At 36.9% G+C, this 14,740-nt stretch carries 12 protein-coding genes; 11 read left to right on the forward strand and 1 reads right to left on the reverse strand.

The features are described from left to right. Nucleotides 1–160 precede the first annotated feature (160 nt). The 11 genes from R2R28_RS08185 to R2R28_RS08235 all read left to right on the forward strand — a co-directional run bounded on the left by R2R28_RS08185 (nt 161) and on the right by R2R28_RS08235 (nt 13,363). On the forward strand, nt 161–1,312 hold the full coding sequence (locus tag R2R28_RS08185) for a FecR family protein (RefSeq protein ID WP_316825195.1): 1,152 nt from the start codon (nt 161–163) through the stop codon (nt 1,310–1,312). A 363-nt stretch (nt 1,313–1,675) separates the two neighbouring features. Then, nucleotides 1,676–4,885, forward strand: a complete 3,210-nt coding sequence (locus R2R28_RS08190) for a SusC/RagA family TonB-linked outer membrane protein (protein WP_316825196.1) — start codon at nt 1,676–1,678, stop codon at nt 4,883–4,885. A gap of 10 nt (nt 4,886–4,895) precedes the next feature. After that, the gene (locus R2R28_RS08195; protein ID WP_316825197.1) at nt 4,896–6,422 is read left to right on the forward strand and encodes a SusD/RagB family nutrient-binding outer membrane lipoprotein; all 1,527 of its coding nucleotides are present in this window, start codon (nt 4,896–4,898) and stop codon (nt 6,420–6,422) included. Nucleotides 6,423–6,551: 129 nt separating this feature from the next. Continuing rightward, complete coding sequence (locus R2R28_RS08200; protein WP_316825198.1) at nt 6,552–7,646, forward strand: MBL fold metallo-hydrolase; 1,095 nt, start codon at nt 6,552–6,554, stop codon at nt 7,644–7,646. A gap of 48 nt (nt 7,647–7,694) precedes the next feature. Continuing rightward, the gene (locus tag R2R28_RS08205) at nt 7,695–8,057 is read left to right on the forward strand and encodes a hypothetical protein (RefSeq protein WP_316825199.1); all 363 of its coding nucleotides are present in this window, start codon (nt 7,695–7,697) and stop codon (nt 8,055–8,057) included. Nucleotides 8,058–8,195: 138 nt separating this feature from the next. After that, nucleotides 8,196–8,894: a hypothetical protein gene (locus R2R28_RS08210; protein ID WP_316825200.1), complete on the forward strand. Its 699-nt coding sequence runs from the start codon at nt 8,196–8,198 to the stop codon at nt 8,892–8,894. Next, nucleotides 8,894–9,823, forward strand: a complete 930-nt coding sequence (gene miaA / locus R2R28_RS08215; RefSeq protein ID WP_316825201.1) for a tRNA (adenosine(37)-N6)-dimethylallyltransferase MiaA — start codon at nt 8,894–8,896, stop codon at nt 9,821–9,823. The genes R2R28_RS08210 and miaA overlap by 1 nt, the downstream gene beginning before the upstream one ends. Nucleotides 9,824–9,940: 117 nt before the next feature. Continuing rightward, nucleotides 9,941–10,462: an outer membrane beta-barrel protein gene (locus R2R28_RS08220; protein ID WP_316825202.1), complete on the forward strand. Its 522-nt coding sequence runs from the start codon at nt 9,941–9,943 to the stop codon at nt 10,460–10,462. A 150-nt stretch (nt 10,463–10,612) separates the two neighbouring features. After that, complete coding sequence (locus R2R28_RS08225) at nt 10,613–11,164, forward strand: hypothetical protein (protein ID WP_316825203.1); 552 nt, start codon at nt 10,613–10,615, stop codon at nt 11,162–11,164. A gap of 245 nt (nt 11,165–11,409) precedes the next feature. Continuing rightward, nucleotides 11,410–11,940, forward strand: a complete 531-nt coding sequence (locus R2R28_RS08230) for a DUF3347 domain-containing protein (protein ID WP_316825204.1) — start codon at nt 11,410–11,412, stop codon at nt 11,938–11,940. 133 nt (nt 11,941–12,073) lie between these two features. Next, complete coding sequence (locus R2R28_RS08235) at nt 12,074–13,363, forward strand: citrate synthase (RefSeq protein WP_316825205.1); 1,290 nt, start codon at nt 12,074–12,076, stop codon at nt 13,361–13,363. A 251-nt stretch (nt 13,364–13,614) separates the two neighbouring features. On the opposite strand, the gene R2R28_RS08240 is transcribed toward R2R28_RS08235, so the two are convergent. Further along, nucleotides 13,615–14,739 carry a DUF3667 domain-containing protein gene (locus tag R2R28_RS08240; protein ID WP_316825206.1) on the reverse strand — a complete coding sequence of 375 codons (1,125 nt, stop codon included), beginning with the start codon at nt 14,737–14,739 and terminating at the stop codon, nt 13,615–13,617. Between the last annotated feature and the right edge of the window lies 1 nt (nt 14,740).

Here is a 14,740-nt window from a genome sequence, read left to right on the forward strand (position 1 = left end):
AGTCATAAACCTTAATGCCCTAAACATCTTAATGATGAAAAGGATTAAAAACCGGAATGTAACTAATAATGCAGGGCTATCTTAAAAATAATTAAAATAATTATCATCACGTATGGTACTTTTTATCAGGTAACCGTATATCATTACAAAAGCCCTTATTTTGAAGCCAGACGAAATTAGATTTTTAATTAAAAAATACAACAGCCAGACTGCTACACCTGATGAAAAGAAACTGGTGGAGCAATGGTATGATGGTGTAGATGGCGACGACTTAAACGAAGATCAATTTAATAAGAAAGCACTAAAAAAGCTGATTTTTGAAAACGTTACTTCAGCCGTTGAGCACAAAAAGGCTTATGTGCAGCCAAAGAAGGTTAAGTTATACCATTCGCTGTTTTTTAAAGCGGCAGTTCTTGTATTGGCTTTACTTGCAGGAACGTATGTGTATTTAAAACAAAGTGAAGGCATTATTAAGGTAACGAATGTGCCCAAAACCCCAAAAACGAAAATAATGCCAGGTGGTAACAATGCCGTGTTGCTATTGGCAGATGGTTCGCAAATTGCCTTAAACAGTGCTTCTGACGGGCATATTGCAGATCAGTCAGGTGTTCAGGTAATCAAAACAAAAAGCGGCGAGCTACTTTACCGTTTCGTTGGCAATACCAACACCACAGCCATTAATACCATTAGTACGCCACGTGGTGGTCAGTATCACCTCATTTTGGTAGATGGTACCCAGGTATGGTTAAATGCAAACTCTTCTGTTAAGTTTCCGACGGCATTTAATGGTAACGAACGTAGGGTAGAGGTTAGCGGAGAGGTTTATTTTGAGGTGGCAAAAAATAAAACAAAGCCATTTATTGTACATACTGATCAATCTGATATTAAAGTTTTAGGCACCCATTTTAATGTAAATACTTATGATGATGAGGCGGCACAACGTACCACCTTGCTGGAAGGAAGTATACAATTAACGCGTGGTAACCAAAAAGTGCTTTTAACACCGGGCCAGCAAGCCAGCATTAACAGAAAAGCAGAGGCCATTAAAATTAAGGAGATAGCAGACCTGGATGCGGTAATTGCCTGGAAAAACGGTTATTTCCAGTTTGAAAAATCAGACCTCCAATCGGTAATGCGGCAGGTTTCTCGCTGGTATAATACAAGTGTAGATTATAATGGCACAATACCAACGAAAGAATATTCGGGCAAAATACCACGAAATGTAAATGTTTCAAAACTGATAGAAATGCTCTCTTATTCAGGTATTCATTGCGAAATTAAAAACAATCAGATTATAGTAAATCCAAAATAAAAGCCAAACCAAAATATATGAAGAAATAGTACACCACGACAAAGACCATTCAAATTATTTTCTCTTAAACAAATCAGAAATGTTCGTACCATTTCCTGTTAGGGTTTTTTGAGATGGAGCTTTCTGTGCGGATCAATCCCGTAGCAGGAATACCAATAAGTTATCTAAGCTATAATGTTTTAAACCCCGAATTCAATCATGAATTTTAGTAATTTCTTAAACGCCGTATTTAAGATACGGTGCAAACCTGCACAATTAATATTGGTGATGAAACTAACAACAATATTTTTATTAGCAAGCCTTTGCCAGGTAAGCGCGAGTGTATACAGTCAAAATATCACATTGAAACAAAAAAATGTTTCGATGAATGTGATATTCAAATCAATTGAAAAACAAAGTGAATATGTTTTTTTATACGATGATTTAGAGCTTTCAAAAGCGCAAAAAATCAGTGTTGATATTTCTAATGCACCTATTGAGCAGGTTTTGGATTTATGCCTCAAAAACCAGCCGCTGAGTTATAAAATATTCGATAAAACAGTCGTATTGAAGAAAAAAGACAACGATATTATATATAAATCGGTCTTTTTTGAAACAATAAGCGGAAAAGTAACCGACGAAAGTGGTCAGCCCATTGTTGGGGCCAGTATTTTGGTTAAAGAGACGAAAATTGGTGCAACAACTGACTCAAATGGATTATTTTCTTTAAATGCATCGGTAGGGGCTACCCTGGTTGTTTCGTTTATTGGTTATACTTCAAAAGAGGTGGTTATCGGCGAAAGTAAAAACTACGCTATTTCCCTTGTGCCAGCCATCAGTAATTTAACCGATGTGGTTGTTACAGCCCTGGGAATCAAGCGTTCAGAAAAATCGTTGGGTTATGCCGTACAGAAAGTAGATGGTAATACACTTACATCGGCAAAAGGTGTAAATGTAGCTACTTCGTTAACAGGTAAAGTAGCCGGCTTAAACATTAAAAACAGCACTGAGTTTGCTGCCAATCCTACAATCGAACTTCGTGGAGCAAATGCATTATTGGTGGTTGACGGTGTTCCTTACACCAGCTTATCAATCGATAATATTTCTCCGGATGATATTCTGGATATCAGTGTTTTAAAAGGTGCAACGGCATCAGCTTTATATGGTAGCAGGGGCGGCAATGGTGCCATTATGGTAACTACTAAACGCGGCACCAAAGAAGGCGGCCTGGTGGTAGGTTTTAATAGCAGCAATATGTTTTCATCAGGCTTTTTAGCCTTTCCTGAAGTGCAATCTTCTTACAGCTCAGGCAGTGGAGGTAAATATGGAGTGGGCGATTATGTTTGGGGTGATAAACTGGATATTGGCAGAACAGCAAGTCAGTATAATCCCAGTACGTACAAATTTGAAACGATGCCTTTAGTATCGAAAGGGAAAGATAATTTAGCCAATTTTTTGCAGCAGGGCTTTATTTTAAACAACAACATCAACATTAGCCAAACCGGGAAAAACGGCGGTATGCGTGCTTCATTTTCTCACGTGTATAACCAGGGGCAATATCCAAACACCAGGCTGAATAAAATGATTGCCAGCATTTCTGGCGATATAAAAGCAGGTAATTTTAGCCTGGATGGTGGTTTCACCTTCAACAAAAGGTATTTCCCAAATAATATAGGAACAGGTTATGGTGGTGGTGGCTATTTATATAACCTGGTGGTATGGTCGGGTAGTGAATATGATGTACGTGATTACAAAAATTATTGGGTGGCGGGTAAAGAAAACGTCTTGCAGAACTGGATGGAAAATACCTGGTATGATAATCCTTATTTTATTGCGAACGAAATTTTACGCAGCGATGATTATAACCTAACCAACGGTTATGTTAATGCAAGTTACGATATTAAGCCCTGGTTAAAGGCTGTTTTACGCTCAGGAATGGACACCTACTCACAAACCAATAAATATAGAAATGCCATTAGTGCAGTTGGCGGCTGGAATAAAAAAGGTTATTATAGCATCACTAAAACTGATGCTTTTAACCTTAATAACGATTTAATGTTAACAGCCAATGGAAAAGTTGGCGATTTTCGGGTTGATGGTTTAATTGGTGGATCGATATATTACAGAGAAAAAAATTACCTGAATGTAGAAACCCAGAATGGGATATCAGTACCTGGTTTTTACGCTCTTGCAGCTTCTGTAGATCCTGTTAAAAGTACATCTTATTATGGCATAATTGATAGAGACAGTCAAATTGGTAAAAAACAGGTTAACAGTTTGTATGGAAAAGCATCATTTTCTTATAAAAACATCGCTTTTGTAGATGTAACCGGAAGAAACGACTGGTCATCTACCTTATCTCCCCAACAACGTTCTTTCTTTTATCCATCTGTTTCGGGCAGTTTAATTGTTTCTGAATTAATTAAATTTCCAAAATGGGTAGATATGGCCAAAGTACGCGGATCATGGACTAAAACAAAATTTGATCTGGGTATTTACGACTTAAACAATAGTTACAACATTAATACCAACGTTTGGAATGGTTTAAGCACAAGCAGTTACCCAACTTCCATTAGGGGAGCAGATATTTTGCCTCAAACCAACAAAAGTTACGAATATGGTGCGGCTTTCGCTTTCCTGAAAAATAAAATACATTTCGATGCGGCCTATTTTAACACTTTATATTATAACAGAACCATTTCATCAACAGTAAGCAGCAGTTCTGGCTTTAATAGTGTACTCATCAATACAAAAGAAGAACTGAAAAGGAAAGGTGTGGAGTTATCGGCCGATGGAACCATCATAAATACAGGTAATTTTAGCTGGAATACCGGAATCAACTGGTCGACTAACCGAAGGTATTATGCCAAATTAGATCCTGTATATTCCAGTAAACAACAATGGGTTACCGAAGGAAGCCGATACGATTGGGTAAGCGGAAACGAATACGACAGGGCGCCAGACGGACAACTCATTTTACAAAACGGGTATCCTACCGATAGTCCGCGGGCTACCGTGTTGGGTTATTCAGATCCCGATTGGATCTGGGGTTTTAACAATACCTTCAAATATAAAAACATAAGCTTTTCTTTTTCATTTGACGGACGGGTAGGTGGTAAGGCCTATAATAACATGGTGGGTTATATGTGGAGTTCGGGTACCCATATTGATAGCGATAACAGCTGGAGATATGATGAAGTTGTAAACGGTAAAGAAACTTTTAAACTCGATGGTGTTAAAGTAGTTTCGGGTACTACCACCAGAGATACTTATGGAAACATCCTTACTGATACCCGTGTATTTGCGCCAAGCACCGATGTAATCTCATACGAAGATTATTCAAGGAACTATCGTGGTGTACAGGACTATTTTGCCCAAACCTTTTTTAAATTAAGAGAGCTTTCATTAACCTATAACATTTCAACAAAGTTTATCAAACACATCGGAATGAAAAATGCATCGATAGGTTTTGTTGGCCAAAACATGCTGTTATGGACGAAAGAGTGGAAATTCTCTGATCCGGACGTAGGTGGCGATAACCTGAATTCGCCTTCAGTGAGGTATATGGGTTTTAATGTAAAAGCTAATTTTTAAAACAACGAAAATGAAAACAGATCATAAAATATTCTTTTTGGTGCTAATGAGCTCAATGCTTTTTCAATCGTGCAAAAAGTTTGATGAAATAAATACCAATCCAAATTCGCCTGTTATTACCACTGCGTCTTTATTGGCAACAAACCTGATTTTAAATATTACGCGTCCATCCGAAGGAAATAAAACATTTTCGGCATTAACCAGTAAACAAATGGCCTGGGGCGAATTGCCACAAGGCGAGCAGTATAATAATTATGGAAGCGCAGGTTTTGGTACCATAACCATATTAACCAATGTCCAAAAAATGATTAATGCTGCTGCCGAAGCCGATAAACCAGCTTATACCGGTTTGGGCATGTTTATTAAAGCTTACAAACTATACTATTTATCCTTAAATGTAGGTGATATTCCTTATTCGGAAGCTTTGGCTGGCGAAACCGGAAATACACAACCTAAATACGATCCTCAAAAGCAGGTAATGCAACAAGTGCTGAAAGATTTAGAAACATCGGCAAATGCTTTTGCAATAGCTAAAAACTTTACCGGCGATCCTGTTTTTAATGGCAATGCAGATAACTGGAGAAGGGTTGTTAATGCATTTCGTTTAAAAGTATTAATCAGCCTGTCTAAAAAAGAAGCAGATCTTGATTTGAAAATTAAAGAAAATTTTGCCCAGATTTTAGCCACCCAACCTCTGTTGCGTAGCAATAGCGATAACCTGCAACTGGTATTTTCTGATAAGGCAAACCAAATTTATTGGTTTAATAGTGTAATCAGCAAGTTTACCAGTTATGCTATGGTTTCGTCTGTAATGATTGATACTTTAAAAAAATATAACGATTATCGCTTATTTTACTATGCTGCTCCTTCTGTATATAAAGTACAAACAGAAGGCAAATTACCTGGCGATGCTGATGCCTATCTGGGTACCGATCCAACCCAGGTATTTTCTGGTGTATCTGCGCAATATACTTCTAAAAAATATTCACAGCTTAATTTACGATATACAGGTTATGCGCCGGGAGAGCCTTTGGTGCGTATTGGTTTTGCCGAGCAAAATTTTATTATTGCTGAGGCAATGGTAAGGGGATGGGCAACCGGAACCGCTAAAAATTATTACGAAGAAGGCGTTAAACAGGCCATGAATTTTGTGGTAACAATTACGCCCGATGATGTAAAATACCACGGTGGCAAAAAAATTACACCTGCTTATATCAGTAACTACCTTACCGATTTAAACGTTGCCTTTTCAGGAGTTTCAGATCAGCAATTGAAGCAAATTGGAATACAAAAATACCTGATGTATTTTATGCAGTACCCATATGAGGCTTATTACGAATTCAGGCGTACTGGTTATCCTAAATTACCAGTTAACCCTGCAACGAGTACCAATCCTTTTGATAAAAATAATATCCCCGTCCGGTATACCTACCCAAGTGAAGAATACAATTATAACCTTGAAAATCTAAAAACAGCTTTAAAAAGGCAATATGATGGAAATGACAGAACAGATGGTATAATGTGGCTCTTAAAATAATTGAACTGAAAAATCCTTCCCCTCCAGGAAGGATTTTTTTTGTAATATTTAAAGTAAAAAACTGTTCATACGTCATGTATATTTGAAAGCTGTTTTTTAATGGCAAACCTTTACCTTATTTTAAATTGAATGACCGCAGTTTACATCTTAATTTTTCTGGTGACCGTTTTTTTGATCATCACCAATCTTCCCGTTTTTGGCCGCTTACCAAAAAATCAAAGGTTAGAGAAAATTCATCATTTATCCAATTACCGGGATGGTGCATTACAAAATCAATCTTTTACACCCATGCAGCCGGAAGGTGTAAGTTTTTTTAAAATTTTAAAAGCCTTTTTATTTGAGAAACATCCTAATAAATCACCCGATAAAGCACTTCCTTTTGTTACACCTGATATCGCTGGAAAACCAAAAAGCAACTCACCTGAAATCATCTGGTTTGGGCATTCTTCTTACCTGATCAAGGTAGATGGACTGAGGATTTTAGTTGATCCGGTATTTAGTATTACGCCATCACCTTTTTCTTTTATTGGCAGTAAAGCTTTTAAAGGTACTGATGTGGTGAAGGCCGAAAGTTTCAAAGATATTGATATACTGCTCATCACACACGATCATTACGACCACCTCGATTATCAAAGTATTTTGAAAATTGCACCACAAGCCAAAACCATTATTACCTCCATTGGCGTGGGCTCACATTTAGAGCGATGGGGCATTAAACCAGAAAAAATAAACGAATTATGCTGGGGTCAGTCTACCACTTTAGTTAACAATCTTACATTAACCGCTGTACCCGCTAGACATTTTACCGGCAGGAAATTTAAAAGAAACCAGACACTTTGGTCGGCTTTTGTATTAAAAACTGCCAACTATAAACTGTTTCTGGGTGGCGATTCAGGCTACGATACCCATTTTGCTAAAATAGGAGCTGAATTTGGGCCATTTGATTTAGCCTTGTTGGAATGCGGTCAGTATAATGCCTATTGGCCTTATATACATATGTTTCCCGAAGAAACCGTACAGGCTGCAATAGATTTAAAATCAAAAGTATTAATGCCTGTACATTGGGGCAAATTTAGCCTGGCCATGCATCCGTGGAACGAGTCTATTAAAAGGGTTGTTTTAGCAGCCACCGCAAAACAATTTCCTTTAGTTACCCCGAAATTGGGTGAAACCGTTGTATTAAACGGGCATTTGCCAACCGAAAACTGGTGGCTTGCAGAATAAAAACTAAACAATAACGTAGTACAGCTGTTTAATTTCTAAACTAGAATTATGAAAACTGATCTTGTAGAAATTTTTCAAACCATTAGGGCAGGCATACAACCATATGCAACAAGAGGATATACCGTGCACGAAAATTCTGAAACCGGCTACGATTTATATAGCGAAAAAAATATAGATTTAAACGGTGAAAAAATAACTGAACGCTTTTTTACAGGGGTTTACATTAATGGGAGCGAAGTAGAAGTTAAAGTAAATACAAGTGAATTTTCTACAACAAACCAGCAATTAACTCACTTTGGCGAAGATACAGCCGGTTTAAAAATTACCCAGCTGGATGACGCCAAATTAAAGGAAGCAGAAATGCTGATCGAAATTATCCATACGAACTTTAAAGAAAAAGAATGGATTTAATAATTTGATGGTTAAATTTGCAGCAAATAATTTTTCTGAATAAATTTCTGCTCATTGAACTTTTTAACTTCTTATAATAACTGGCATCATCAATTGAGTTTAGCGTTAACTAATCACAAAATTGAATGCCATTTTTTTTTGGAAGAAGGATTTCAACTGATCAAGACCAATACAAACCTGGTGATTAACCTTGCTAATTTAGACCATGGATTTAAACCTGAGAATCTGATCAGGCTCCAGGAAAGATATACTCAAAAAAAGATTAAACTGGTTCATCTTTGGGAAGACGTATGGCGGTCACGTCCGGATCAGGTTATCGCCAGGATAAAATCGTTAACCGGCATGAATAGCCGTATCCACGGCAGAAAAACCAAAGTTTTTAAAATCACAAAACCGGTTGCCGATGCTTTTTTAACCGAAAACCACCTGCAAGGGCCGGTAAGCAGCCGGTACAAAATTGGGTTATTTGAAAAAGAAGGTCTTGTTGCTGTTGCCACTTTTTCGGCACTCCGAAAAATGAACCATACCGAAAATTACAGATCAGCAGAACTGATCCGTTTTGCCGTTAAAGCTGGTTATTCCATTAACGGTGGATTGAGTAAGCTGATCACCTATTTTGCTGAAATCTACAAACCCAACGACCTTATGACTTATGCAGATCGTGATTGGTCAACAGGGGAGGCCTATGTAACGTTAGGTTTTGCCCAAACGGCTATTTTAGCTCCGCAAGTTTATATGTTAGGTGAAAATTTAATCCGCACGCTTAAAATGGACGATCAGATTTCAAATCAGGAAGTATTTAATACAGGGAGTTTAAAGTTTATCCTCAAATTTTAATGGACACGCATAACCTCATCATTATTTTGGGCGCAACGGCATCTGGCAAAACAAAACTTGCTGTGCAGGTTGCCGAGGCTTTAAATACAGAAATTATCAGTGCAGATAGCCGTCAGGTTTTTAAATGTATGGATATTGGTACCGGAAAAGATCTGCAGGAATATTTTATTAACGGCAAAACCATCCCCCATCACCTGATCGATATTTTGGAGCCCGGAGAACGTTACCATGTAGATGCTTTTAAAAACGATTTTTACAAAGCATTCCAAACCATCACTGCGCAAAATAAAATCCCCATCCTTTGTGGTGGAACGGGCATGTATATTCATAGTTTACTTCAGAATCAAACTTTTACTGCAGTTCCGGTCAATCAGGAATTAAGGGAACACTTCGATGCATTATCCAAGGAAGAACTGGTTCTGAAATTACAAAACAATCAAAACCAGAATACCGGTTATGTAGATCTGTCTTCAAAAAAGAGGTTAATCAGGGCATTAGAAATTAATGATTATTTAAAAGATCACCAGCTAGAAGTTATTCAACGACCAGTAATTAAACCGATCACTTTTGGGTTAAAAAATGAAGTTGAAGTCACCAGGGCTAAAATACTAAAGCGGTTAGACGAAAGATTTGCCTCAGGACTGATGGAAGAGGTAGCGCAATTGCTGCGGGATGGCATCAGTAAAGAAATGCTCGTTTTCTATGGACTTGAATATAAATTTATTGTGAACTATCTGGATGGTTTGTTCACTTTGGATGAATTAAAACTTAAACTGGGCATAGCCATTTGCCAGTATGCCAAAAGGCAAAATACCTTTTTCAGAAAGATGGAAAAGGACAATGTTCCCATCATTTGGCTCGATGCATCATTACCGGCAAACCAATTAAAACAGTTGATTTTAGAAAAAGTTTCAGTTGGGTTAAATTAATCTACATTGGTCATCTTAAGGTTGGTTTATTGGTTAAATAGCTTCAAAAAAGCCCTTTTGGCACAACCTTTGTATTTGTTGAAGCATAATATTTTTAACTCATAAATTATCCTTAAAATGAAAACAATTACTAAAATCATTGCTACTTCAGCAGCTGTAGTGGCATTATTTTTTACAACTAATGCTAATGCACAATCACAAAAATTAGGAATAGGACTAACTGCAGGTATCCCAACCAGCGACGCTTACAATTTTGCTGCTGGTGTAGATTTACGTTATCAATTTGATATCGATAAACAATTATCGATTCCTGTTACAGCAGGTTATACCAACTTATTTGCTAAAGATTTTACTGTTGGAAACACAACTTTCGACGGTGTAGATTATGGTTACATTCCAGTAAAAGCTGGTGTTAAATATTTCTTTAACGATTCTGGTTCTGGTGTTTATGGCTTAGCTGAGCTAGGTGCAGGTTTCGGTACCAAATCGGGTAGCGGAACATCTTTTGTGTATTCACCAGCAGTTGGTTATGCATGGAGCAACGGATTAGATTTAGGTGTTAAATATGAAGGTTTAGCACAAAACGGAACAAGTACCGGATTCTTTGGTCTGCGTTTAGCTTACGGATTCAGCTTATAAGCTAATCCATAACAAAATTGAAAGCCTCCTTTTTAAGGGGGCTTTTTTTATTTCACAACATTCTGAAAAAAATGAAAATTTAAAAATCCGCTCAAGATATTTTAACGTATATACCCTAAACCCTTAATTAATAACTTAAAATATCTAACAATGAAAACAATTACTAAACTTTTTGCAACAAGCTTAACAGCACTTGCAATCTTAACCACTTCAAATTTAAAAGCACAAACAATGGGCACTACGGAGCCAATGACAACCGGAAGCGGCATGGCTTTTAAAATTGGTGCTGGCGTAAATTATGGAATATTTCCTGACCGTTCGGAAATGGATTACGGTTATGGTGCCGATGTGAGACTTCAATATGATTTAAGTCCTTTTGTTGCAGTTACGGCATCTGGTGGTTATACCCGTTTAAAATGGAAAGGCAGCCCCCTTAAATTCGAATTTATCCCTGTAATGGGTGGTGTTAGGGTTTTCCCGATCGAAAGAATGTATTTAGCTACTGAACTAGGGTCTGGTTTGGCCATTAAAGATGGTGCAAACATGAACTTTATCTATACCGGCGGATTGGGTTACGAATGGAAAAACGGATTGGATCTTGGCGTAAAATATGAAGGTTATGTAAATAACAGTTCATCTGATCTTTATTTCATGAAAACAGGACAGTTTAACCTGAGATTGGGATACAATTTCAAACTATAATTAAAACATCATATATTTTTAAAGTCCCGGTGAAAATCGGGATTTTTTTTTGCCCAATAGCCCAATATTCTTAAGTTAAGTTTTATGGCCACGGATGCACACAGCTAAACACGGATTTTGTATCTGTGTTCATCCTTACAATTAAACGGCCTTGCGTCATATATTTTTAAAGTCTCCATGAAAATGGGGACTTTTTTATTTATTTAATATTTAATTTGCTATTTTGACCCGAAAACCAAATACAGATGAAAAAAATATTCGGATTAGCCATACTCACCGCTTTAATGGCCTGCAACCAGGCAAATAAAAATTCTACTGAAACCAAAGACTCAACTAAAACAGATTCGGTTGCGGTTAAAAATGAGGTTAGCATAAAAGATAAACAGAAATCGGAAATCTTTAATCAATATGTAGTTTTAAAGGATGCACTGGTAAAATCAGATGCGGTAAACGCACAAAAATCTGCTGTTCAGTTACAAACTTCTTTAGCCGCTTATAAAGGTTGCGAGCCTACGGCTGCGGTAGCAAACAAAATTGCGGCAAGCGGTAACCTGGTTTCGCAACGGAAAGATTTTACTGTTTTAAGTGCCGATTTAATTGCTTTACTTAAAGGAACAGAAATTGATAAAGGCATTATTTATGTGCAGCATTGCCCAATGGCCAATAAAGGTGATGGAGGAGACTGGTTATCAACAGAAAAGGACATTAGAAACCCTTATTATGGTAAAGAAATGCTCGAATGTGGAAGGGTTGCTGAAGAGATTAAGGCAAAATAAAATTTCAAAAATTGTAAAATTAAGCATGATTGTTACGTCATTTTGACCAATTATTCATATTAATTTAACAGATTTGTTATGCATGTATATTAATTTTATATAATTTAGAAAGCTATAAACACAATACAATAATATGTCAGATATTGCAGAGATTAAAGTTGATGGTAAGACAATAGAATTGCCAGTAATAACAGGAACAGAAGATGAGAAGGCCATTGATATTTCGAAACTAAGAGATCTTACAGGCTTTGTAACTTTAGATACTGGTTTTAAAAATACGGGTTCTACAAAAAGTAAAATCACTTTTTTAGATGGTGAAAAAGGCATTTTAAAATACAGAGGTTATTCTATTGAAGAACTTGCAGCAAAATCAAGTTTTTTAGAAGTTATTTATCTGATCATTTATGGCGACCTGCCAACGCAAAAACAACTGGAAGATTTACAGGCCGATATCAGCAAACATACGCTGATCCATGAGGATATGAAAAAATTCTTTGATGGTTATCCATCAAGATCCCATCCAATGGGACAATTAGGTTCGTTAATATTCTCGCTTTCTACATTTTACCCTGAATGTTTAAAGCCAAATCAAACTGCAGCAGAGCAGGATTTAACCATTATTAAATTATTGGCTAAATTTCCAACCATTGTTTCTTTTGTTTATAAAAAATCATTGGGTCATCCGCTTATTTATCCAAAAAATAAATATGATTATGTAACCAATTTCCTTTGGATGACATTTGGGCAACGTACCGAAGATTATGATGTAAACCCAATCGTTGTAAATGCGATGAATAAATTGCTGATCCTGCATGCAGATCATGAGCAAAACTGTTCAGCCTCTACAGTACGTATTGTAGGTTCATCTGACTGTAATTTATATGCATCAATTGCTGCAGGTATTGCTGCACTTTGGGGACCATTACATGGTGGCGCAAACCAGGCCGTTATCGATATGTTGGAGTTGATTAAAGCAGATGGTGGTGATACAGAGAAATGGATTGCAAAAGCTAAAGATAAAAACGATCCTTTCCGTATGATGGGCTTTGGTCACAGGGTTTACAAAAACTTCGATCCAAGAGCTAAAATCATTAAAAAAGCATGTGATGATATTTTAGAAAATTTAGGCATCGACGATCCGATCCTGGAAATTGCTAAAAAACTGGAAGAAGCAGCTTTAACTGACCAGTATTTCATCGAGCGTAAATTATATCCAAACGTAGATTTTTATTCGGGTATTATTTACCGCGCTTTAGGCTTCCCTTCTGAAATGTTTACCGTACTGTTTGCTTTAGGGCGCTTACCAGGATGGATTGCACAATGGAAAGAAATGCACGAAAACAAAGAACCTATCGGTCGTCCACGTCAGATTTATGTTGGCGAAACGGATAGAGAATTTGTTGAGTTGAAAAACAGAAAGTAATTCTATAAATCATAAAAAAACCACCCGAAAAATCGGGTGGTTTTTTTGTGGGTTTTACTTTCCTTTACTAATAGCCGTCATTGCGAGAAGGCTTTTTCAGCCGACGAAGCAATCTTTTAACGATCGCTACTTAGCGTGCGCATTAAGATTGCTTTGTGCCTCGCAATGACGGCAATTTATTAAGTTGTCATCCTGAGCGTAGTCGAAGGATCTCCATTCCACTGCGTTCTAGTCGAGATGACGACCGTGAATTAAGTAGCTACGTAATAAATCAAATTGATCATCGCCATTTCTGTTAGCTTAAATGCAACTGCATAAAGAATCAAAATCCAGAATATTTTAAAGATGGTGCTCCAGGTTTTACGTTGATAAAATATAGTTAGCGCCTTAAACATATACCAGAACATGTATATGGTAACAACAACTTCAATAATATTACTCACGATAGAATGCTCCCCAAACACATGTTTCATGATGGGTTGGGTAATAATCGAAATGATAAAATAAACCATCATACCATGGATGGTAAAAATCAGGTGATCTAAATAGTAGATATGGTTTTTTCTGAAATTGAGCATGATAAACCAGGCCAGTAAAGGCATCAGCAAGAAATATTGTTTTGGACGGTTATGTTCGAGGGTTTCCTGAATTACCTCAGATTTTTCTCCGATGGTAATCGCCCTTTTTTTAACCATTCTTTCGTACCAGCTATCCTGTTCTGAAAGAGATAGTTTTTTCTGACGAGATAAATAGGCTGAATAAGTGCTATCGTTCCTTTCAATATGGATTTCATTGTATTCTTCTAGTAAATCCGAAATGGAATCGGATTTAAGCGTCACATTTTCTGCTTTAAGCCTGCTTAATTCTCTTTCCTGATCAGCAAAGCCTAATTTTATAAACGCTTTCTTTTGGATGGCCTGATCAATAGACTTTGTAGCTTTATCTGCGATGGTTTTAGATACACCAGTAAGTTTCAGCGCATTTTTTACACTATCGCTTACTTTATCATCACCTTTTTTGTTTGCAATGCTGATATTAGCGTAATCTGAATTCTTTGCTATATGTTTTGGGGAATAAACCACCAAAAAATATACAATGGATACAAAGATGTACATACTCACCGGATTGATGTATCGGGCTCTCTTACCAGCTAAATAATCGAGTGTAACCTGACCAGGCTTTGTTAAAAGGGGAGAAAGAGTTTGAAAGAATTTATTGTCAAAATGGAAATAATGCGCAATGCTATGACTAATAAAAGTCCAGAAACTTTCTTTTAATTCTAAATTAGGTTGACCGCAGGCGCTACAATAATGTTTCTCAACATGAGAACCGCAGTTTAAACAATTATGTTCTTTTCTATATTTACCAGCTGACATA

This window comes from Pedobacter miscanthi (assembly GCF_032678605.1).
Classification (GTDB): domain Bacteria; phylum Bacteroidota; class Bacteroidia; order Sphingobacteriales; family Sphingobacteriaceae; genus Pedobacter; species Pedobacter miscanthi_A.